The sequence below is a fragment of the Virgibacillus litoralis genome (genome assembly GCF_017873675.1).
Taxonomy (GTDB): Bacteria; Bacillota; Bacilli; order Bacillales; family Amphibacillaceae; genus Lentibacillus; species Lentibacillus litoralis.
Genome location: NZ_JAGGKK010000009.1, coordinates 28,020 through 49,909 on the forward strand (window position 1 = coordinate 28,020; position 21,890 = coordinate 49,909).

Annotated in this window: 20 protein-coding genes and 1 pseudogene; 7 read left to right on the plus strand and 14 right to left on the minus strand. The window is 38.0% G+C overall.

Annotation, left to right across the window (positions count from 1 at the left end):
• Positions 1-195: 195 nt before the first annotated feature.
• The gene (locus tag J2Z82_RS09180; protein WP_209480507.1) at positions 196-564 is read left to right on the plus strand and encodes a DUF3899 domain-containing protein; all 369 of its coding nucleotides are present in this window, start codon (positions 196-198) and stop codon (positions 562-564) included.
• Positions 565-689: 125 nt separating this feature from the next.
• Here the strand turns inward: J2Z82_RS09180 and J2Z82_RS09185 are convergent, their stop codons facing one another.
• On the minus strand, positions 690-1,589 hold the full coding sequence (locus tag J2Z82_RS09185; RefSeq protein WP_209480613.1) for a DUF1002 domain-containing protein: 900 nt from the start codon (positions 1,587-1,589) through the stop codon (positions 690-692).
• A 276-nt stretch (positions 1,590-1,865) separates the two neighbouring features.
• Here J2Z82_RS09185 and J2Z82_RS09190 point away from each other — a divergent pair, with 276 nt between their 5' ends.
• The gene (locus tag J2Z82_RS09190; RefSeq protein WP_209480508.1) at positions 1,866-3,065 is read left to right on the plus strand and encodes an MFS transporter; all 1,200 of its coding nucleotides are present in this window, start codon (positions 1,866-1,868) and stop codon (positions 3,063-3,065) included.
• 145 nt (positions 3,066-3,210) lie between these two features.
• Complete coding sequence (locus J2Z82_RS09195; protein ID WP_174615030.1) at positions 3,211-3,456, plus strand: YuzB family protein; 246 nt, start codon at positions 3,211-3,213, stop codon at positions 3,454-3,456.
• A 142-nt stretch (positions 3,457-3,598) separates the two neighbouring features.
• Here J2Z82_RS09195 and J2Z82_RS09200 read toward each other — a convergent pair.
• The 4 genes and pseudogenes from J2Z82_RS09200 to J2Z82_RS09215 form a co-directional block, all read right to left on the minus strand.
• Positions 3,599-4,767 (minus strand): annotated as a pseudogene (locus J2Z82_RS09200) (iron-containing alcohol dehydrogenase).
• 18 nt (positions 4,768-4,785) lie between these two features.
• A complete protein-coding gene (locus tag J2Z82_RS09205; RefSeq protein ID WP_209480509.1) occupies positions 4,786-5,163 on the minus strand; it encodes a RidA family protein in 378 nt (125 codons plus the stop codon).
• A gap of 49 nt (positions 5,164-5,212) precedes the next feature.
• Positions 5,213-5,833 (minus strand): lysozyme family protein, encoded by a 621-nt coding sequence (locus J2Z82_RS09210; protein WP_209480510.1) that lies wholly within the window; start codon positions 5,831-5,833, stop codon positions 5,213-5,215.
• Between the two features lie 44 nt (positions 5,834-5,877).
• A complete protein-coding gene (locus J2Z82_RS09215; protein ID WP_209480614.1) occupies positions 5,878-7,221 on the minus strand; it encodes an MATE family efflux transporter in 1,344 nt (447 codons plus the stop codon).
• 259 nt (positions 7,222-7,480) lie between these two features.
• On the opposite strand from J2Z82_RS09215, the gene J2Z82_RS09220 reads away from it, so the two are divergent.
• Entirely contained in the window at positions 7,481-9,103 is a 1,623-nt protein-coding gene (locus tag J2Z82_RS09220) for a long-chain fatty acid--CoA ligase (protein ID WP_209480511.1), read from the plus strand.
• Positions 9,104-9,557: 454 nt separating this feature from the next.
• Here the strand turns inward: J2Z82_RS09220 and J2Z82_RS09225 are convergent, their stop codons facing one another.
• Complete coding sequence (locus J2Z82_RS09225) at positions 9,558-10,592, minus strand: NAD(P)H-dependent flavin oxidoreductase (RefSeq protein ID WP_209480512.1); 1,035 nt, start codon at positions 10,590-10,592, stop codon at positions 9,558-9,560.
• Between the two features lie 185 nt (positions 10,593-10,777).
• Here J2Z82_RS09225 and J2Z82_RS09230 point away from each other — a divergent pair, with 185 nt between their 5' ends.
• Entirely contained in the window at positions 10,778-11,569 is a 792-nt protein-coding gene (locus tag J2Z82_RS09230) for a serine hydrolase (protein ID WP_209480513.1), read from the plus strand.
• Between the two features lie 18 nt (positions 11,570-11,587).
• Entirely contained in the window at positions 11,588-12,880 is a 1,293-nt protein-coding gene (locus J2Z82_RS09235) for a hypothetical protein (protein WP_209480514.1), read from the plus strand.
• 542 nt (positions 12,881-13,422) lie between these two features.
• Here the strand turns inward: J2Z82_RS09235 and J2Z82_RS09240 are convergent.
• The 8 genes from J2Z82_RS09240 to J2Z82_RS09270 form a co-directional block, all read right to left on the minus strand.
• Entirely contained in the window at positions 13,423-16,587 is a 3,165-nt protein-coding gene (locus tag J2Z82_RS09240) for a DEAD/DEAH box helicase (RefSeq protein WP_209480515.1), read from the minus strand.
• A gap of 274 nt (positions 16,588-16,861) precedes the next feature.
• Complete coding sequence (locus tag J2Z82_RS09245; RefSeq protein ID WP_092491349.1) at positions 16,862-16,996, minus strand: YvrJ family protein; 135 nt, start codon at positions 16,994-16,996, stop codon at positions 16,862-16,864.
• A 196-nt stretch (positions 16,997-17,192) separates the two neighbouring features.
• Complete coding sequence (locus J2Z82_RS09250) at positions 17,193-17,408, minus strand: DUF2922 domain-containing protein (RefSeq protein ID WP_209480516.1); 216 nt, start codon at positions 17,406-17,408, stop codon at positions 17,193-17,195.
• 33 nt (positions 17,409-17,441) lie between these two features.
• Complete coding sequence (locus J2Z82_RS09255; RefSeq protein ID WP_209480517.1) at positions 17,442-17,666, minus strand: DUF1659 domain-containing protein; 225 nt, start codon at positions 17,664-17,666, stop codon at positions 17,442-17,444.
• A 133-nt stretch (positions 17,667-17,799) separates the two neighbouring features.
• Positions 17,800-18,999, minus strand: a complete 1,200-nt coding sequence (locus J2Z82_RS09260; protein ID WP_209480518.1) for an MFS transporter — start codon at positions 18,997-18,999, stop codon at positions 17,800-17,802.
• A 458-nt stretch (positions 19,000-19,457) separates the two neighbouring features.
• Positions 19,458-19,559 carry a putative holin-like toxin gene (locus tag J2Z82_RS19600; protein WP_280922988.1) on the minus strand — a complete coding sequence of 34 codons (102 nt, stop codon included), beginning with the start codon at positions 19,557-19,559 and terminating at the stop codon, positions 19,458-19,460.
• A 129-nt stretch (positions 19,560-19,688) separates the two neighbouring features.
• A complete protein-coding gene (locus tag J2Z82_RS09265) occupies positions 19,689-20,408 on the minus strand; it encodes a sulfite exporter TauE/SafE family protein (protein ID WP_245251320.1) in 720 nt (239 codons plus the stop codon).
• Positions 20,409-20,567: 159 nt separating this feature from the next.
• A complete protein-coding gene (locus J2Z82_RS09270) occupies positions 20,568-21,161 on the minus strand; it encodes a superoxide dismutase family protein (RefSeq protein WP_209480520.1) in 594 nt (197 codons plus the stop codon).
• 135 nt (positions 21,162-21,296) lie between these two features.
• Here J2Z82_RS09270 and J2Z82_RS09275 point away from each other — a divergent pair, with 135 nt between their 5' ends.
• On the plus strand, positions 21,297-21,674 hold the full coding sequence (locus J2Z82_RS09275; protein WP_209480521.1) for a PH domain-containing protein: 378 nt from the start codon (positions 21,297-21,299) through the stop codon (positions 21,672-21,674).
• Positions 21,675-21,890: the final 216 nt, after the last annotated feature.

Here is a 21,890-nt window from a genome sequence, read left to right on the forward strand (position 1 = left end):
CTACTAAATAGAATTATACAATTTTTCTTACAAGTTTGTAAAGACTTTTTTAAGAAAATTAAATCAGAATGCTCTGTATCGGTTGCCCATCGGTACTTTGCAAGTAATTAATATTTTACATTTATATTTCAATTCAACTTTTTTGAATTATGATATACTCAATATTATATAATTTTTGAAGGTGGAATAGAAGAAATGGATAAGAAAAATTGGTTTATTCTGATTCTCAATATAAGTATCATCTTTATTATGGTATATTTCCGAGCGTCTATCTTTTCATTGGTTCAAATCTTAAATATGACATTCTATTTCTTATTAATTTATAGTGTCATATTTTTATTAATGTATACAATGAAAGGTGGCTTTTACGACGGGGTTACATTCGGTTTCAGAAGATTCAGGAGTGTAATGTCAAAACAACAGGATTATCTTGATGAATGGAAAGAAAAGCCACTACCTTCATCAAAAGTTAGCCAGCGTATCTATAAAATTGCACGTTTTCAAAGCATCGCATTATTTATCCTACTGATAGTCTTAGTGCTCATATATTATAGCTATCAATAATTGATAATTCTAAACCACTATTCTAATGGATAGCTAATTACAATCTAAAAAGATAATAATGACTGCCATATTATGGACAGTCATTATCTTAATTTCCCTAAAATTACCTTTTATTATCCTAGTACTTAGTTAAACAAGCCTTCAAAAAAGTTTCCAATTAAGTTTGTGAACTTTTTAAAAAAATTCTCTACTTTATTCCAAAATCCTTCATCATTTACAAGATCTTGAACTTTAGAAGCAATATTATCAAGCTGATTCTTCACTTCATCAAAGTTAATATTTAAATCCTTCATTTTATTAAATAAGTCGATTAGCATTTGACGGTCTTCTTCACTTAATGAAATCCCCAATTTGTCAAGCTGCTCCTGAACGATTTTCTCAACATCTTCCTTTGTAGCTGGGTTCTGGTCAGCTATTGCTTTTTTAATTTCCGTAAGCAATTCACTTACCTTTTCCTGACTTAACCCATCCTTGGTAAGATCTGTTGCAACACCAAGTTCTTCATCAGCTAATTGCATTCTTTCCTTATCAAGTGGTTGTCCTTCAGCATCATAGGCCTTATAAATCCCTGTTAACGCAGAGTGTCCGCTGACTTTTACAGGTGAAGCCACATCAACTGTTGCATCCTCTACTCCTGCCGTCAAGAGTGCATTTGCATACATTTCATTTGTTACTTGTGTAATATTTTCTGGTGTTACAATATTTATTGATAGACCCTCACCTTTTTCTTGCCGGGTGATTTTCGCTGATGAAAACATTCTTGAATTTGGATCCCCATCAATATACTTGGCGATATCTTTACCTGTTACTGTATACTCTTTCACCGCTTCAGGATCGTTAACATCCAGTAGGTCACTTACTTTGTTTTTTTGCTCATCTGACAAGGTATCCCCGTATACAACTATTGGAACACCTAGCTTTTCATTTATACCGCCATTATTAGCAGCCTGAACCGGAGCCGCAAGACTAGTAATCAATCCAACTATTAACACAAAAACAGCAGCCAACTTCAAATAACTTTTCATCATTATAGTTACTCCTTTATTAGTCAGTTTTTTTATCCTATGCTTGTCTAAATACTATTAGTAATTACGATACATTATAACGTTTTATGATGACCGTGAATACATTTTTCCCTATTTGTTATATAATCTAACATTTTTGTTAGTTAAAAATGAGCATTTAATTTTCAAATTAATTCATGTTACTATATATTTATATTTAGAGTACCGAAATAAATTTGAAAGAAGGGATTTGTTATTTCAGAGCAAAATCCTAATGTAAAACGAAATTTAATTATTATGTGGTTCGCCAACTTTTTCATTGCCGGAAGTATTACTATGGTACTTCCATTTATTTCTTTATATATAGAAGAATTCGGTAATTTCACTGATTCTTATGTACAAACATGGTCAGGATGGATATTCGGAATCACCTTTGTCACTGCCTTTATTTTCTCACCAATCTGGGGCCGTATCGGTGATAAGTACGGCAGGAAAAAGATTCTTATAATTTCTGCTGCAGGTCTTGGTTTATCAGTACTCCTAATGGGGTTTACCTCCTCAGTATGGGAGCTTTTTTTATTGCGCTTATTTATGGGGGTATTTACTGGATTTATTCCAATGTCCCAGGCCATGATTTCAACGCAAACACCGAAGAGAATCGCTGGTCAGGTGCTAGGGACTTTGCAAACTGGAAGTATAACAGGAGCATTGATGGGACCATTACTTGGTGGCGTGCTCGCTGATGCTTTCGGATATGCCTCCACATTCAAGTGGATTTCCATCACAATATTTTTATCCGGTATCATTGTGTTGTTTGGCGTAAGAGAAATTCTTATAAATTTTTCTGATGATAATCAGGATCAAGTTTCTTATTCTACTAAAGAGGTCCTCTTGCATATCATACAAAATCCGGTTTTACTCGTCGTCATGCTCATTTCCACTTTGGTACAAATTGCACATTTTAGTATCCAGCCAATTTTGTCCTTATATGTAGCTGAGATACACGGACCGGTCAGCATTGCATTCTATTCCGGAATGGCGTTCTCAGCAGCTGGACTTGGGAATTTGTTAATGGCTAAGCGCTGGGGTAAATTAGGGGATCGTATTGGTTATACCAAAATAATGATTTTCTTATTATTTATGGCTGGTATTGTTTATCTGCCCGGCGCATTCGTTACCAATATTTGGCAATTAGTTGTACTAAGATTTTTATTAGGTATTTCTATCGGTGGGTTGGTTCCGGTTCGAGTAGCTTATATACGCCAGGAAGCACCATTATCAATGCAAGGGGAAGTGCTCGGTTATAATACCAGTTTACGGTTTTTAGGGAATATCATTGGACCTGCACTAGGAGGTATGCTGGCAGGGTTCTTCGGCTTCTCCGCAGTGTTTTTCGTAACTAGTGGATTGCTATTAATAGGCGGGTTTATAATGCTTGTGGCATGGTATAAGCACGAATACGAGGGAAAGCGATCGCACTCACTCTCCTCTTCCTAGCAGATTTCAGCGGAGCATGCTAAGTAATAAATGTTGAATTCAACAAACAAAATTCCCCACAATAATATATTGATTTGTTATACTGGATATGCTACAACTAGTAGAGTCAATAAATTATTCAGACATTAGAAAGAAAGTGATAGCAATGGGAATTGTCGTTGTTGAGGTTTGTGACGGAAATGCGATCACTACTTTAGATATAGAAGGCATCATCGAAAAGGAATTTCCTGAGGTAGCCGTGCTTATGAATGAATGTTTGTCATTTTGCGGGCTATGTCGGGTTAAGCCATATGCACTAGTAAACAATAAACGCGTTTTCGGTAACACTCCTGAAGAATGTTTAGATAAAATAAGATCAGCCATAAAAGAAGAACTAGCTGTTTATCAATAACAGCTAGTTCTTTTTGTTATAGAAAATAATAGGCTGTGAACCTTAAACACGTTTGACTAAGTATGACTACAGTGTCGAAACGTCCTGTAGAGGCGAATAATTTTTGTTATTTCCCGGGAAATTTTTTGTCGGAAACTGCCGTTTATAGGCTAGCCTTGAAAATTTCTACTGAATCCTGGCGAGATAATTTTTTAAAGTTACCATACTCAGGACGTGCAATAACGGTTTTATCGGCCATCTCTTCAACGGTGTTTTCATCGATGTCGTATTCCGCTAATGTAGCTGGAGCCCCAATATCATTCCAGAATTCGCGTAGTTTATTTATTCCCTCAAGCGCAACATCACGATCACTTTTTCCTTCTGCTTCAACATTAAACACACGAACTGCAAGTTGTTTAAAGCGATTTGTGTTCGTATCATCCAATACATGCTTCATCCAGTTTGGAAAAATAATCGAAAGTCCACCACCATGAGGAATGTCATGCACCGCTGATACAGCATGCTCAAGGTTATGTGTTGCCCAGTCACCACGATAGCCCATATTCAACATTCCATTTAATGCTAAGGTTCCACTTAACATCATTGTTTCACGGTACTCATAGTCTTCCAGATCATCCAATAATTTTGGAGCTGTTTCAATAACCGTACGCAGTATCGATTCACAAAATTGATCCTGTACAGGCGTATTTCCTGTTTGGTGAAAATAATGTTCCAACACATGCGACATTATATCAACGCTGCCATATACTGTCTGGTCGCGTGGAACGGAAATGTATTTGTTGGATCAAGAATGGAAAATTTAGGAAAGGTTGATGGTGTTCCCCAGCCATGTTTTTCATGTGTTTCCCAATTGGTAATAACCGATCCTGCATTCATTTCAGATCCTGTTGCCGCAATAGTCAGGACTGTTCCGAATGGAAGCGCATCGTTTACCTTTTCTTTTTTCGTGACAATATCCCATATGTCAATATCCGTTTTAGCGCCTGTTACGATTGCTTTTGTCGCATCAATTGTGCTTCCTCCACCAACAGCAAGCACAAATTCAACATCTTCATTTTTGCAAATTTCAATGCCTTTTCGAACTGTTGAAACGCGTGGATTAGGTTCTACCCCTGCAAGTTCAACTACCTCGGCATTTATTTTACTTAATTGATTCATGACTTCATCATATACGCCATTTCTCTTGATACTTCCACCACCATATACAAGCAGCACTTTTTTACCGTAAGCAGCAACTTCATTAGGTAATGCTTCCAGTTGACCTTTTCCAAAAATTAATTTAACCGGGTTATAGAATGTAAAATTATCCAATTATTATTCCTCCTGATGCTATTTTGTATATACGATTACGTCCATTTCTACCAGAACGTCCTTCGGTAATCGGCTGACTTCAACTGTCGCTCGTGCCGGATATGGTTCAGTTAAAAAACCACCATATATTTCATTTACAGTTGCAAAATCATCCATTGAATTAAGATAGATAGTAAATTTAACCACCTGGGAAAAATTAACTCCAGCTTCAGTCAGTATCGCCTGCAGATTTGCCAGCACTTGTTCTGTTTGGTTTTCTATACCATCAACTACCTCACTATTGCTAGGGTCGATTCCGATCTGTCCTGAAACATAAATAAAATCCCCAGCCTGAATTGCCTGTGAATATGGTCCAATTGCAGCCGGTGCATATGCAGTATGTATTGCTTTTACCATGTTAATTCCTCCTTATAATTTAATTTTATCATTTCCATATTCAGTATTACTACTCTTTTGCAAGTTCGTCCCTATATTCCATTACATCACGAACATAATATATATCACCATAGCAGGCATTATACTGCTTTGCTTCTTCTCGTAAACATGTATATATCGATTTATTTGATGAAGTATTATACATTTTTTGAGAAAAATTAATAGCTGCTTCCTGGGTATACGTTCCCGAATTATCGTTAATGTAATCAATAAAACCTTTTCCAAAATTGTATGACTGAATAGCCACTTTCAAATCTCCATTTGCTTGTTTAATTGTCTGGGAAAAATAATAGACTCCTTGTTTAATGGAAAGTTCTGGTTCATCTATGCATCCTCTTTCTCCGCAATAGCTTTCAGATGACTGCATTGGGTCATTCCCCCGACCACCAGATTCCTGCATCATCATTGCAAGCATCACATCCACATATTTTGTTACACCGTACTGTTTTGCATACTTTTCAACAGTCGGCTTATATTCCCATACCTGCTCACTTATCAACGTGCGCGAAACTTCAAACTGATGACTGTCTGGCCGCTCAAGCGCCAGAAAGGACACTATGATAAATACACTAACCAAGACAGCTGCTATCACGAACGTTTGTTTAATTGCTTTTTTTGTTTTAGTTTTCATAAAATCCCTCTGTCATTCTTTTGCTAGTTTCATAGAATAAGCTTCTATTGGTTTTTTGCGAATAACTCTTTCTCTCGCCATTTTCCGAATCGGTAGTACATATACGCAAATAAACTGCTTACCAAAAAGCTTGACCCCATCCCAATTGCTATGCCAGTTTCACCAAGCCAGTTGGAAAAAAGAGCGGTTAATGGATAGCGAAGCACCCACAATGAAATGACGTTTAGTGCGAGTACCTGGTACATTGCTCCGGACGCCCTAACAATTCCATTTAATATAAAATTAATCCCGAGGAATGGATAACATAGTGCGATAATCTGCAGATATCTTGTTCCGAATACTATCGCTGCTTCATCCTGAATAAATAGCCGTATACCGTATTCCGCAAAAAATACAACTAGAATTCCTACGATAAGCATAACAGAAAAATTGTAGAGAACACCAAACCTTGCAATGCTTTTTACACGTGACCAATTCCGAACCCCAATATTTTGACCAGCCATACTGCTAACTGCTGTTCCAAGCGCGTGTGCCGGCAGCATCAAAATACTATCCAAACGTTGTGCAGCACCAAAGCCAGCGACTACACCTTCCCCGTATATCGTTACAACACTCATTATTGCCGCTACTCCTGCAGAAATAACAGCCATTTGCAACCCTGATGGAATGCCAAGATTTAAAATTAGGCCGACTTCCTTTTTTGATGGAAGTGACGGCATGGTGAATGGGGCTAATTTACGGTACAAAACATGGATAATTCCATAGAGAAATGCACTTCCCTGTGCCACTATTGTGGCATATGCCGCTCCATCAATACCCAAATTGAAGCCGGCTATGAACAATGGATCAAGCACAATATTTAATGCTACCGCCAGCATTACAAACCGAAGTGGTGTTTTACTATCACCGAGTGCACGAAGAACAGTGCTTATAAAGTTATATCCAAACAAGAACAATATTCCTAGGAAGTTTACCTGAAGATATGTCTTCGCCTCAGTCATCATGCCTTCCGGAGTGCCCAATAATTGCAGAAGCTGCTCAGCCATAAGATAACCAACAGTTCCTAATAAAATTGAAAGCAACACCAAAATTACGACAAATGCATTGAGATAGCGTTTTAACCCCGTATCATCTTTTTTACCTTTTTGCTGTGACAGAATTGTCAATGCAGCATTATTTAACCCGATTACAAATGATAATACCGTAAAAATAATTGTACTCGAAACAGCTACAGAACCGAGTGCATTTGCTCCAAGCAAATTACCTACCCATAAACTGTCGGCAAACTGGTAGGATGTTTGCAGCAAATTTGTCAGCATAATCGGCCCTGAAAATATAATCAACTGCTTCAGAATATTCCCTTGTGTGAAATCATGCTGTTTCTTCATCATCGTCAGCCTTTCTGACTCCCACCTAATATTGAGATCTTCTATTTAATATTAGTATCTTCATAGTATCGAGAACTTCAGCCTAATTCCGGCATTTTCAACTTAATACCAAGATCTTCTCATATTTCTATCCCCATTTTACCACGGATCAATAAACTCCTCCTTTTGCAAAACTTATTTATAAAGTTTTTATAATAATTGAAATAATGTGATATTATTAAAGTGTGCTTGTATAATATATAAAAAGGAGATGTTTCATATGATGCAAGTCCCGTTAACAGTAGGACCCATGCTTGAACATGCAGAAAAGTTTTTCTCAAAAAAACAAGTCATCTCGCAAACGCACGATAAGCTTCACCGGCTTACATATGCCGATATCGGAGAAAGAACAAGGCGCTTAATGAGTGTTCTCGATAGTTTGGGAATACAAAAAGGTGATCGGGTCGGCACATTAGCCTGGAATCATCACCGGCACCTGGAGATTTATTTTGCCGCACCAGGTATGGGGGCAGTGTTGCACACCATTAATATCCGATTATCCCCTGAGCACATTATTTACATTATAAATCATGCAGAAGATAAGATTTTATTTATTGACGAAGACGTTTTACCCCTCATCGAAGCCGTACAGGATAAGCTTCAAACGGTTGAAGCATTTGTCATTATGACTGACAAATCCGAACTTCCAGAATCTACTTTAAAACCACTTTATTCATATGAAGAATTACTGCATACAGGAGATCCCACACATGAATTTTCAAAAGCAATCGATGAAAATGACCCAGCCGGAATGTGCTATACATCCGCTACAACAGGTAAACCTAAAGGTGTTGTCTACTCGCACCGCGGGATAGTCCTGCACAGTTATGCTCTAGGATTAGCTGATTCAGCCGCGGTATCAGAATCTGATGTATCAATGGCTGTCGTACCACAGTTTCACGTTAATGCCTGGGGTACACCATTTGCATGTACCTGGTTTGGATCTACACAAGTCATGCCTGGACCACGGTTCACGCCAAAACGACTCGCCGAATTCATAGAAAAATTCAACGTCACTATTACTGCAGGAGTTCCAACTATATGGTTAGGATTACTGCGGGAACTGGAACAAGGGGATTATGACACGTCAAGCTTGCGTGCAGTACTTTGCGGTGGATCCGCTGCACCAAAGGGACTTATCCAAGCCTTCGAGCAAAAGTATAAAATACCATTTATTCATGCCTATGGTGCAACTGAGACAACACCACTCGTGACACTTTCCAGACTGAAGAGCTACCAGGAGGAAGAGTTAAGTGAAGAGGATAAATTGGATCAACGCGCCAAACAGGGCGCACTGATACCTGGCCTCGACATGAAAATCATGGGTAATGATGGCGAAGTTGCCTGGGATGGTGAACAAATGGGTGAGTTACTACTTCGCGGGCCATGGATCGCCGACGAATACTATAAGGATGAACGAAGCGAGAATGCGTTCGTTGATGGCTGGTTCCATACTGGTGATGTTGTAACCGTAGACGAAGAAGGTACACTTAAAATTGTTGACCGCACGAAGGACCTGATTAAGAGTGGCGGAGAATGGATTTCTTCCGTAGATTTGGAGAACGCCCTGATGGCACACGATGCAGTTTTCGAGGCAAGTGTTATCGCAATTCCAGACGCTGAATGGCAAGAGCGACCAGTTGCATGTGTTGTTTTACATGAAGGATTCGCTGACAAAGTCGGTAAAGAAGATATGCTTGAATTCATCCGGCCACAATTCGCTAAATGGTGGCTGCCAGATGATGTTCTGTTCTTCGATGAAATCCCTAAAACATCAGTGGGTAAATTTCTGAAGCGACAGCTACGTGAGCAAGTTAAAGAACATTATAATATGCAAGAGTGATAAGGTAATGAGGAAATCGGCTATTACGCCGATTTCTTTTTTATTGTAGAAAAATGTTCTTCTTATCAGAGGTTATCGACTTGAATTGAAGATTATCAACCTGTATCGTGACTTATCAACTTGAATTGCTGGTTATCAACCTGGATCCGGACTTATCAACTTGAATTTCTGGTTATCAACCTGGATCCGGACTTATCAACTTGAATTGCTGGTTATCAACCTGATCAAGGACTTATCAACTTGAATTGTAGATTATCAACCTGGATCCGGACTTATCAACTTGAATTTCTGATTATCAACCTGTATCGTGACTTATCAACTTAAATTGCAGGATATCAACCTGGATCCGGACTTATCAACTTGAATTTCTGATTATCAACCTGTATCGTGACTTATCAACTTAAATTGCAGGTTATCAACCTGATCAGGAATTTATCAACTCATACTAAGGAGGTTATACTAACGACTGTATAATTTCGGTAACTGTTTCTTCTTTTTCAATGTTCCCAACACCTTGACCCGCCCAAAGCGATTGCACATCAGCAACAGCGAAATCTTTACCGGCATTCCTAATATCTTTTGTAAGCTGATTTTGTATTGGAAAAGGCAGTGGCGGGATACCACTCGCCTCTACTTCTGCTATGAATCTATTATTAATAGCGCGTGCGGGTCTGCCAGAGAAGACGTTGGTAATTTTGGTATCATTTGTTTGTGCCTTAATGAGTGCTCTTCGATATGTTTCATTTGTTCCAGCTTCTTTTGCTAACAGAAACCGCGTGCCGAGCTGAACTCCTTCTGCTCCCATTGCTAATAATGCTTTAACTTGTTTCTTTTTATGGATTCCACCCGCTGCTATAACCGGCAATGAGACAGTGTCCAACATTTCCTGCAGCAGCACATGCAAACCAATATTGCTTCCATTTGGGTGTTTTATTACATCAAATGTGCCACGGTGTCCACCCGCTTCACTCCCCTGGGCGACAATTGCGTCGTATCCTGCATCCTCTAATTGTTTAGCCTCATCAAGATTTGTAGCCATCCCAATTAGGGTGACGTTATTTTCCTTTAAGCGTCTAATCAAAACAGAAGACAAAACACCAAATGCTGTGCTTACTATAGGAATATTTTCCTCCAGGATGACATAAATCTTCTCTTCTAGATTGTCTTTAACTTTAACTGAATCTTCTCCTGGGTCAATGTCCAATTCTTTTCTATAGTTGTTTAATATATGTTGCATTCTCTGAATATCAGTGGAGAATGTCTCCAAGTTGGTGGCAAATATATTAACCGCGAATGGATTATTGGTTAGACTTTTCACTTTTTGAATTTTTTCCTTTAATACTGCCGCACTCATATACCCAGCTCCAATCGTGCCAAGTGCTCCATTCTGAGTGACAGCTGCTACCATTTCTGGAGTTGTTATCCCACCAGCCATTCCTGCTTGAATTATAGGTACTTCCATATGCAGCTTTTCAAATAATTCATTCACACCAACACCCTCCTCCTCTTTTCATTCCCAATACTAGAATACCATACTATCTAACATCTCCTAAAATCTTCCTAAAACTTTCCTAACTTTCCTTCTTGACAATATTGTGAAAATTTCGTAATATGTTATTATTAACGAATGGTGTCGTTAAATGTTAATTTGAGTATAAGGATGTGGAAATAAAGGTGAACCAACTGCAACTTGAAACTGGTATTCGTACTATTATCAACGAAACGATAGACAATTTCTCTATCTTTATACATACCAATGACGGAGATATCGCTATTAATGCATATGAACCCAGAAAGGCAGCTAGCTTAATTAAAATACCTATCCTAATTGAGGCCTTCCGCCAGCTTGAATCTGATCTGTTCCGGGCTGACTCACTAGTATATATTGAGCAAGATATGAAGGTTGGCGGGGCAGGCGTTATAAATTATCTTACTAGCTCGAATGTATATAGTTATAAAAATTTGATGGAATTAATGATTATCATTTCCGATAACACTGCTGCAAACATTGTTCTTGATAAGGTAGAAATGTATCAGGTTAATGCACTAGCGAGAGATTTGAAATGTGAGCATACCGAAATGCAACGCAAGTTTATGGATATAGCATCACAAAGCGCCGGGCTTGAAAATTATACGAGCGCATACGATATGTATCAATTCTTATCTACTATTGCTGATCACTGCAAAACGATAAATGACAATAGCAGATCACAAATTGTAAAAATATTATCGAATCAGCAATTTAGGGACAAACTTGCCAGCTATTTACCCTTTAACTCAGATGTACACCTATATCATAAATCAGGCGAGTTAGATGGCGTGGAACATGATGCTGCTATTCTGGAATACCAGAACAAGCGCATTGAAGCAGTTGTTATGAGTGAGGGCTGGAAGAATAACGGAATAGGAAAAAGACATATTGCAGACATAGGAAACCTATTAATTGATTACATAAAATCAAACTAGTTATGAGGAGGAATAATAGTGAAAGTAAAAATTGCTGTTTTTGGGCGCGAGAAGTTAATTGATCGCCTTACTAAATATGTTGAAGACCAAGAGGACATTGAAATTTTCCCGTTTGTTTATACTGAAGCAAAAGAGACCACTGAATTGGTCGAAAAGGCGTTTATGTGTGATATTTATTTATTTGCGGGATCATTACCGTACTTATATGCAAAAGATAAGGTAGAGAAGAAGAGACTCCCGGCAGTACAGGTTGATTTTGATGAATACATGATCTTAACTTCTTTTTACCGAGTCAGAAATCATCACAAACAGGAACTGAATCGACTTTCAATTGATGTGATGAGTCGAAGGCATGTTGATAAGGTTTTGAATGAAATGGAGTTAACCAATGAGGAAATATATACTTACAGTTATGGAAATGATGAACCAGTAGATATTAACCGGATTGCCGGATATCATGAAAATCTATGGAATGAGGGTAAAATTGATTACGCCCTTACTTCGATCGAAGAGGTTGAGTCAATTTTGAAGGACAAGGGTATTCCAACTAGCTGTATGGAAATTCCCTTACTTAACATTGAACGCGCAGTTGAACAAGCCAAATCTATTACAACTCTAAATCAATCTAAAAGCGCTCAAATCGTTGCTGGCTACGTTCAGATCAAAGAATTCGATTTGATTAAGTCAGTAAAAGGCGATTTTCAAGCACAGCAATTACAGCTAAAGCTACACCAAATTCTATTAAATTACTCCCAAAAAACATATGCTTCTGTTCTATCAAATGGCAATGATAAGTTTGTAATATTTGGAACAAGAGGGATCTTGGATCACATCACCAATCATTACCGTGACTTTCCATTACTCAAGGAAATGGAGCGTGCCTTAAACACCTCGGTAGATATAGGGTTCGGTCTTGGTCTAACTGCTAAACAAGCCGAGGACAACGCAAAGTTAGCATTGGAAGCTTGTACCCAGTCAAACGATGGTACATGTTATATTGTCAATGAACGTCAAGATACCATTGGTCCGCTTGGAGTTGAAAAGGAATTTAATACATCGGAATTGTACCGTTCCTTAATCCATCAAGCTAAGCTTAACAATGAGTTATCCTATAACTTTATAGACTTTATCGAAGTCAGAAACAATGAACCCTTTTCATCAAATGATATCGCCAGTTACTATCGGGTCACGAAGCGAAGTGCAGAGCGTACTGTTAAAAAACTATTGTCTGGTGAAGTTATTAAAATAGTTGGCGAGGAAAAACCTTATATGAAGGGACGACCACGGAAATTATTTCAATTGAATCAGTAATCGACTGTGGAAAGTGAATAGTTGCTCTGACCACTTCTATGTTTTCGGGGTGTGGGTCCGTTACTCTCCTAGGTTTAATCAGTAACAAAAAAATACCGGAACAAAATAAAATCCGAACTACGATTCGAAATTCTTGAAATAGAATTCGAATTAGTTCGGATTTATTTTGCAGTTAAGAAACTATAACAACTTTCTTACTGCATAAGTGCAACTATGGCATCCACCAAAGGGCTTGGTGAATGTCTAGTTCGCGCACCTTAGGTCGGCTGATGAGCCTCCACTGGGTTTTGCTTAAGATTTTTTGTTGTTAAATAAATAATTCATTATATCATCGAAGAATGTTACTGAATCGGTTATTAGAAATATAGGTAGGAGCATTATGGCTAGTACAACTGCTAGGTTGGAAACAAAAAATTTCACAAATCCTTTAAGCACACCAACCAATCTCACCATCTCCTTTATAGATATTATGAATCTGCAATAATAATAATAACCTATTTATAATCTGATCAAACGTGCACACATCATATGGACTCGGATACTTATATATTAAGAAGTTCCCGGACATCATCTTCACTTAGGCTAGACAGCATTGTTTCACCCGGCTGGATTACCTGATCAATCAGCTCACGTTTTTTCTGCTGGAGGTCATATATTTTTTCTTCGATTGTCCCCTCTGTTATGAGGCGGATTACTTGGACAACATTTTTCTGACCAAAACGGTGTGCACGACCTGTAGCCTGATCCTCAACTGCCGGATTCCACCATAAATCATACAGGATAACGGTGTCTGCACCAGTTAAGTTCAACCCTGTCCCACCCGCTTTAAGCGAAATGAGAAATACATTATTTTCGCCATTATTAAAACGCTCACTCATTTTTACGCGGTCCTCTGAAGCTGTTTGCCCATGTAAATAAAAGTAATCAATCTCCTCTTGTTTCAGTTTCTCAATAATTATCTCGTGCATGCTTGTGAATTGTGAGAATATCAGCATCCGCTTTCCATTTGCAATTGCATTTCGAACGGTATCCATTAACTGGTTGAGCTTTCCTGATTCTCCCTGGTAATTTTCCACAAAAACTGATGGATGGCAGCATATCTGACGCAACCTGGTTAACCCAGCCAGAATTTTCATCCTATTTTGGTTAAAGCCACTTTCCTTCATGGACTGCGCTGCTTCTTGCTGCAGATCGCGCCAATAACCAACATACAGATCCTTTTGGTCCTTTGTTAATTCAGATACATGAACTGTTTCGATTTTATCTGGCAGCTCTTTTAATACATCTTTTTTCAGCCGTCGCAAAATAAATGGCTTTGTCAGTTTGGCAATTTTTTCATGTGATAACTGTTTAAAGCTACGTTGATTTGGCATTAGTCCGGGTAATATAACCTGAAAAATTGCCCACAGCTCGTCGATTGAATTTTCGATTGGTGTTCCACTTAAAGCAAATCTTCTACTCGCTTTAATTTCACGAATTGCTTTCGATGTCTTTGTTGCATAGTTTTTAATATACTGTGACTCATCTAAAATTAATGTTTGGAATGATTGCTCGCGATAAAGCTCTATATCCTGCCGCAGTGTTGCATAGGATGTAATCCATACATCCATATCAGTAAGTTCCTCAATCTTCTTCACGCGTTCTAATGGGGCTCCAGTTAGAATTGCCACATTCAAATCGGGTGCAAATTTATCACATTCATTTTTCCAGTTGTATACAACTGATGATGGTGCAACAATCAAATGTGGTTTATCACTGGGCTCTGACAGGATATAAGCAATACTCTGTAATGTTTTTCCAAGCCCCATATCATCAGCCAGTATACCCCCAAGATAATATGCACTTAATGACTTAAACCATTGATACCCGGTCATTTGGTAATCTCGTAATGTTGCATTAAGATTCTCCGGCAATGGATAAACCTGTTCCTCCGGGGATTTCAGCTGATGCAAAAGTTTACGAAAAGACGGGTCGTAATTCTTTTTTGTGTCAATTAACTCATCAACCTGTGCACCACGGTAGACAGGCATTTGAACATTCCCATCGTGTAAGTCGTCTTTATGAATAACCAAATCATCAAAAAGTTGCTTCATGGAAGAAAATTCGTCTCCCTCGAGAGAAAGTAATGCACCGCTTTGCATTCTGTAGTAGCGTTTCTTTTCCATTACAGCATTGAGAATCTGACTGATTTCTGAATCATCCACACCATCAATATCAAAGCCAATTTCAAGCAGGTTTGAAGATGATTCATGTCGTACACTCGTACTAGGCGATGGCTCATTTTCTACAATAAAGTTACGTATCTCTGAAGTAAGGAATAGCTCGACATATTTATCAAGCAATGGCAGTACATCATATAGAAATTCATATAGACTTTCTTCATCTGCTTCGATATATAATTCTTTACCATTGTAATGAAAGTTCGCATGCTCAATAAGATGCATTATCTGCTGTTCTTTTTCAACATCACGAATAATGATGACATCATCCTGTTCACGACCGCTAAACGGATCAATCTGGTAGTCACCATAATGATATTCAAGTTTGCCGACAATCCAATCTGCCTGAACTTCCAGGTATAACTTTGCACGTAAAGGCACTTGAATTATTTCTGCTGCGACATTTTCATCTATTTGCACATCCCCGACCTTCTTAAGTGATGGAAGGACTTCGGAAATAAAAGCATCAGCCTGCTTTTTAGGAATAGGAAGGTGTTCGTTTTCTCTTCCCACCTGGGTGATTTGTTCGATAATCGGAATCTGTTCCTTCAGAGGAAAATAAAATGCACCATGTGAAAACAGCATTTGATATAGCTTGAAATAAGTCATGGAAGCCATATCGTCCATGGACAAAATCAGTTCTCCCTGTTCATTTTTCGCAAGGTCAAAATGGAATGGCAGTTCATCCTCTACAACATCGATATGCTGAAAGCTCTGATCCCTTGTCTCAACAGTGAAGTCTCGTTTAATGAGCATGTGCAATAACTGTTTTACAAGTAATGGCGGGATAACAACTGACCGTTCTGGTGAGTCCTGGTAATGATAGATGCCGCGATCAAGATATATCTTTTCATTGCGTAATACGGAATACAACAATTCAAAGATCTCCATATCCTGCTGCAGGAAATAATGTGTTTCCGGATTATATGTGAAAGTCTTTGTAAAGTAATGCTCGTTTCCTTCCATAACATCGTTTAGAAAATCATGTGCATTTTTAACAACAAGGCATCTTTTCTCACCGACTTTTAATTCCAATAACAGATTACGTTCAAACGACCACTTGCAGTAATACTCTACATGCAGGGGTACTTTTTGGGATAACACTTCAGATGTTGGCTGAAAATTAGTTAATGATGATATGGAATCGATCAGCCAATTAGTAGTTTGATAGTTATCACCTATTTTCCGAGGAGGATTATTTGTTTCTCTAACAGAAATTGAAATTAGAGTGGCAACAATATGCTTACACGATCCATATGTGTCAAATGCCGGGCAATCACAATACGCGTCAACAGACCCCTTCGCAAAATCGGACGTATTAATTTCAACAAAATAATCCTCAGTCCCGTGTACAGTTGCAGTCCAGACTTGATAATTTATGTCATACAGTAATTCACTAACTAGGTTTTTATTGTAATACTCCAAACCGCGTCTGTAGACAACGGATGGAAACATTTTTTGTATATTGATATCACGAAAACTTTTCAAAACACAAGTACCCTACCTTCTACCATCTCTTTATCTATTATTGTATATGACAAGTTCTGTTTTTTAAACTAAATACTTTTACAAGGATGGGATATTCTGGAGGAAATTATACTTTAAAGGACAAGTTTAAAGGAAGGCTCAGAAATTTAGGCATTCGTTAATTGGATTCTTACGAGAGCGTGATTGTATTCTAGAACACTTATACTTTGGAGCGTATGCCTGATAGATACAGCCTTAGTTGCACTTATGAAGTAAGAGCTCTCATGTGAGAGTCCTACTTCAACTTACTTGGCAGTGCCTGGATGGATACGATTAGATCGTTAAGTTTACCTTCGATGCGGTGTAACAAATAGAATGTTACCACAATCGGAAAGCCTACTTCTGTCACAAAGGATACCCATGTTTCCAATGAAATCACTCCTGTCTGATTTGAATTTTTACATATTTATGCTTTCATAGCTGTTTAGAAAACTTGGCTTATCACCAAGCCTTAGTTGCACTTATGCAGTAAGAAAGGATTTATACTTTCTCATCTGCTAAAAAAAGACCAAGGGCTCGAGTGCCACTGGTCTTTAGAACAGATAATAACGATTATCGCTACCTTATTAAGCTAGTTCAATTTCAGCTACGTTACGTTCTACGATACGTGCGCTCTTTTTTGAAACTAGACTGCCGCCTGATGATGTGAATGCGTCTTGTGTGATGATTTCGTCCATTGCGCTGGTGACAGCAGCTGGATCAACTGGTTCAACCGGGTTTTCCATTGAATATGTTACAGTTTTACCTTCGTTATTTAAAAATTTAAGTTCAAGCTTCTTCATTATATTTCCTCCTCCCTTTTATTTTTTTATGAATTATGCCTGACTAACTTCTGAGCTGTCTTTACGTTCAATATTGTAAAGCGGACGTTCCTGAAGTCCTGCAAAAGCTGTTGCGATTGCGTACAACTGATCAGCAGTTGCAGCAGGTTTAACGTTATTAAAACTTTTGGTTTTGTAGATGATATCACCTGTTAGAATATCGTTGCCGTCATCCAGTGTTAACGTTAATTGTGTTTTAACTATTTGTGATACAGCCATGTCAATCACCTCCTTTCACTACTACTATCGTTTCTCAGCAGTAAAAAGTGGCATCAACTAAAAATTTATTTTTTATGCCACCTTTTCGGGTTGGGCGGCGATAGTATTTATGCATAATAAAACCAAGCAGCAATTATGCAGCTGCTTGGTTTTTACGCTTTGTTCTTATAAATAAATATAGGTAAAGAATAATTGAAAATAATACGGAGCCGGCGGAGGTTACATAAATTACACTATAATCAAACATATAGGCAAGCTGGCCAAATGTGATTGCACCTATTCCAACACCTAAATCGAAAAACGAAAAGAATGTAGCGTTTGCCATTCCCTTTCGATTATCAGGAGCTTTATCTACGGACCAAGCCTGTAATGCTGGCTGCACTGAACCAAATCCAAGCCCATACATTCCAGCTGCAATTAGCATAATAAATGTACTTGGCAGCCATGATAATAAAAGCATTGCACAAAAGATAAGAATTGTCCCTGGCAAAAATACATATACATGTCCCTTTTTATCATAAATTTTCCCCGCAAAAGTCCTGGAAACCATTAGGAAAAGAGCAAATACAAGGAAGTATGATTCAATTCCAAGTATATGTTTTTCCTCAGCATATAACGGCAGGAAGGATGTGATACCTCCAAATGTAACAGTTATAAAAAACAATAGCACTGCTGGTTGTATTGCAGTTTTTTCAAAAATATCAAATTTGACAGTGGTTGTTTTTGCTGCTAATTGATCAACCTTTTTATAACGAATTCTTGATGATAACAAAAATGCCACAAATCCTAACAAAGCACAAATCAGAAATAGTTGCGTAAAAGAAATGTGCCCAACCAATGTGAGCCCTAACGTTGGACCAAATGCGAGTGCCAGATTACTAGATAAACCAAAGTACCCCATTCCTTCACCACGTCGCTTTGGAGGAATCAGGTCTGTTGCAATCGTTCCAGTTGCGGTGGTAGACAAACCCCAGCCGACACCTTGCATAATTCGCATAATAAATAAAAACACAATACTTGCGGCAAATGCATAAGATCCAACAGATAATACAAAAATAGCAAGGCCTGTCATATAAACAAAACCTCTGCCCTTCGATTCCAATGCATGCCCAGCATATGGACGGAGAAGGAGGGCTGAGAATGTAAAAACACCAACAATAACACCTATTAATTGATCACTGCCTCCTAATTCTTTGACGAAAAGCGGTAAGGTTGGAAGCGTCATTTGAAATCCTAGGAAAATGAAGAAGTTAGCCAAACAAATAAGCACGAAATCCTTTGACCAAATTTTATCCGGGATAGTTGAAGTCTTTACCTGCGAATTTGTAGTCATTAATTTCCGTCCCTCCCTTTGATACTCAAAAACACATTATACATGGCTCATTCACGCCTGTCATTTTCCGTTTCGCAGTGTTAATACTTTTAGTTTTTGAGTTTATTCACACTAGCAGCAGAATATGGTATACTTTAATCAGATAATAAATATATTAGAACTTGGCTTATTAAAGGGAGTCTTGATGCTTTCTTAAAGCCCTTTTATACTGTGGATTGCATAAATTAGCCTAAGTTGCACATATTGTAAGAGAGTATAAAAACTTTTTCACCTGCTTAGAAAACTTGGCTTATCGTCAATCCCCAATATAGATAAGCCTCAGGTGCACTTATGCAGTAAGACCTAAAAAGACCACAGCGTGAACTGTGGTCTCTGGATAAGTGGTTCCCCTAAGGGATCAGCCATTTCTTTGCGAATAGACCTCACCCTAATATCATTTCAGGGAAAATAGGGAGGGTCTATTTTTTATTGATCGTCGAAATGATCAAGGCGAGCAATGCAATTAACATGGTACCAAAACTTCCCAGCACCATCATCACTTCATACACGCTCAGAGGCATCACCCCCTTTTCACAAAAGGGTTAGCCGACCTCCCTAAAAGAACATTATCCTTGTCCTATTATAATATGAACTTATACAATAAGAAACGTACATTCGTACCAGTTTTTACGATTTTTTAAATTAACGGGCTATTGCACCTGCTGTACAAACAAATAAATACCCGTAAATAATAGCAATACATATGTAAGTTTGCGAAACAGGTCTTGACTAATCCACCTGAATAAAACTTGCCCTATAAACAATCCAATTACAACAATTGGCAATGCCATTGCACTCGATACCCAAATTTCTTTCGATGTGCCTGCAAAAAACACTTGAACAAGCAAACTCGCCAAATAAATCCATAAGTAGAATGCTAATGTTGTACCACGCAGTTTTTCCTTTGTCGTGTCAGTTCCAGAAAAATATAAAAGTATTGGTGGACCTGGCATACCGATACTAGTTGTAAATACACCTGAAAACCCGCCTACCAGTAAATCACGCTTGCTTGTCTGACGTATACGAAATTTCAGAACTAACAGCAACGTCAATACGAGTATAAGTACACTAACTGCAAGCTTTAGTACTGTCATGTCCATCATTAAAAATATTGAAATACCTATAGGCAAGCCAAATAGACTTCCCACTATAAATCGTTTTAAAATTTCCATATCGATATCTTTCTTTATTTTCATAATGAGCGCAATTGAAATCACCAGCGACAAAACCAGATTAATCTGGATTGCATCACGTGGCTCAAATAACAGCAATAAAAATGGTGTTGCCATTATTGAAAAGCCAAAACCTGTGCTTGTTTGTAAAATTGACGCGACCAGGATAATTATCGAGAATAAAACAATTGTATCCAAAAAAACACCCTCTATACTCATTTACTAGCATCTAGTTTAACAGATGAAAGCATTTAGATGTTTTTCATATAATATAAAAGGTATACAAAAGTTTGTATACCTTGGAGTGCAAGTCTTAATGAAGAAATTCTTAGCCATAGAAAAACCTGGGCAATACATCTATTCGCCTATTACACCGCACGCTATCCTATCACCTGCATTACCAGATGGCTGTGACCTATAATCGTCTGCTTCAGCATGAATTATAAGCGCCGTACCATCATTTTTAAGTAAGGAATTCTTTTTACCTTTTATTAGTGTCACCATATCAGCTATGCCTTCTGTTCGTACTGTTCCATCCTCTTTTACTACTATATTTGGCAAGTCCCCAGCATGTGGTCCCTCTGGATGTTCAAATCCATGTTTCGCGTTGGTCGGATTGAAGTGACCACCGGCCGACTCAAAATCGGGCGCTTCGCATAATCCTTTTTCATGAATGTGAAACCCGTGGGTACCTGGTGGCAAGTTCGACGCATCAAGCGTAATATTAATTCCATCATGTACTTGTCTAATTGTTGCTGTTCCGACTTTTTCCATATCCCTATTATACATTGTTACATTAACTTCTGTTGTTTCTTCGCTTAGACTTCCAAACGTTTCTATACTCGGCTCGTTACCTTCTTGATGAGTATTTTCCATCTCATCTGTATCTGCGCATCCAATTAATACAAAGAAAAATACCATTGTAGCAATTAAAACGATCCACCTCTTCATGTTTAGTAAGCTCCTTTCTATTTGGTGAAATTCTTTCAAACCTTATTCTGTACATAACTGGAAAACTTAAACATTTAATAATTATAATTTGAAGTTTGTTATAATAAAGGAAATATAATTTAGGAGGAATTTCTTATGGGAATTTTTGATGGTATGATGGGGAACGCATCTGAAGTGGATGCTAAAGATGTAGAAAAAGAACTTACAGAATTATTAAGCTCGACCGAAAGAGTAGAACATGCATATAAACTAATTCGCGACTTAATGGTCTTCACCAACAAGCGACTTGTTTTAGTGGACAAGCAAGGCGTAACCGGGAAAAAGACAGAATATCATTCAATTCCATACAAAAATATTACACACTTTTCAATCGAAACAGCTGGAACATTTGATTTGGAGGCTGAGTTGAAGATCTGGATTTCTGGCGCATCAGCACCTGTTCAAAAAACATTCAACAAACAACTAAATATTTATAAAGTACAAAGTGTCTTAGCAGAATACGTAACTGGATGAACTTCATTTGCGAGGTTTCATCGAGTGGGAGTAAAATACAAGCCAGGATCCGCATTGTTAACCATGATGGATCCTCGTTCCGTCATTTCGCTTGTTAAGCCGCATTATTTCACTGTTATTGTTCATTAAGCGGAACGAGGATTCACTGCCGATCTGTATATCGGATTAAAAATACACACGCTAGTTTAACGTGTGTATTAATTTTTTTACATATGC

Excerpts from the sequence above, each read along its gene's own strand:
- J2Z82_RS09180 (WP_209480507.1), top strand. The coding sequence starts at position 196 with ATGGATAAGAAAAATTGGTTTATTCTGATTCTCAATATAAGTATCATC.
- J2Z82_RS09185 (WP_209480613.1), bottom strand. The coding sequence starts at position 1,589 with ATGAAAAGTTATTTGAAGTTGGCTGCTGTTTTTGTGTTAATAGTTGGA.
- J2Z82_RS09190 (WP_209480508.1), top strand. The coding sequence starts at position 1,866 with ATGTGGTTCGCCAACTTTTTCATTGCCGGAAGTATTACTATGGTACTT.
- J2Z82_RS09195 (WP_174615030.1), top strand. The coding sequence starts at position 3,211 with ATGGGAATTGTCGTTGTTGAGGTTTGTGACGGAAATGCGATCACTACT.
- J2Z82_RS09205 (WP_209480509.1), bottom strand. The coding sequence starts at position 5,163 with ATGGTAAAAGCAATACATACTGCATATGCACCGGCTGCAATTGGACCA.
- J2Z82_RS09210 (WP_209480510.1), bottom strand. The coding sequence starts at position 5,833 with ATGAAAACTAAAACAAAAAAAGCAATTAAACAAACGTTCGTGATAGCA.
- J2Z82_RS09215 (WP_209480614.1), bottom strand. The coding sequence starts at position 7,221 with ATGAAGAAACAGCATGATTTCACACAAGGGAATATTCTGAAGCAGTTG.
- J2Z82_RS09220 (WP_209480511.1), top strand. The coding sequence starts at position 7,481 with ATGATGCAAGTCCCGTTAACAGTAGGACCCATGCTTGAACATGCAGAA.
- J2Z82_RS09250 (WP_209480516.1), bottom strand. The coding sequence starts at position 17,408 with ATGAAGAAGCTTGAACTTAAATTTTTAAATAACGAAGGTAAAACTGTA.
- J2Z82_RS09255 (WP_209480517.1), bottom strand. The coding sequence starts at position 17,666 with ATGGCTGTATCACAAATAGTTAAAACACAATTAACGTTAACACTGGAT.
- J2Z82_RS09260 (WP_209480518.1), bottom strand. The coding sequence starts at position 18,999 with ATGACTACAAATTCGCAGGTAAAGACTTCAACTATCCCGGATAAAATT.
- J2Z82_RS19600 (WP_280922988.1), bottom strand. The coding sequence starts at position 19,559 with ATGCCTCTGAGCGTGTATGAAGTGATGATGGTGCTGGGAAGTTTTGGT.
- J2Z82_RS09270 (WP_209480520.1), bottom strand. The coding sequence starts at position 21,161 with ATGAAGAGGTGGATCGTTTTAATTGCTACAATGGTATTTTTCTTTGTA.
- J2Z82_RS09275 (WP_209480521.1), top strand. The coding sequence starts at position 21,297 with ATGGGAATTTTTGATGGTATGATGGGGAACGCATCTGAAGTGGATGCT.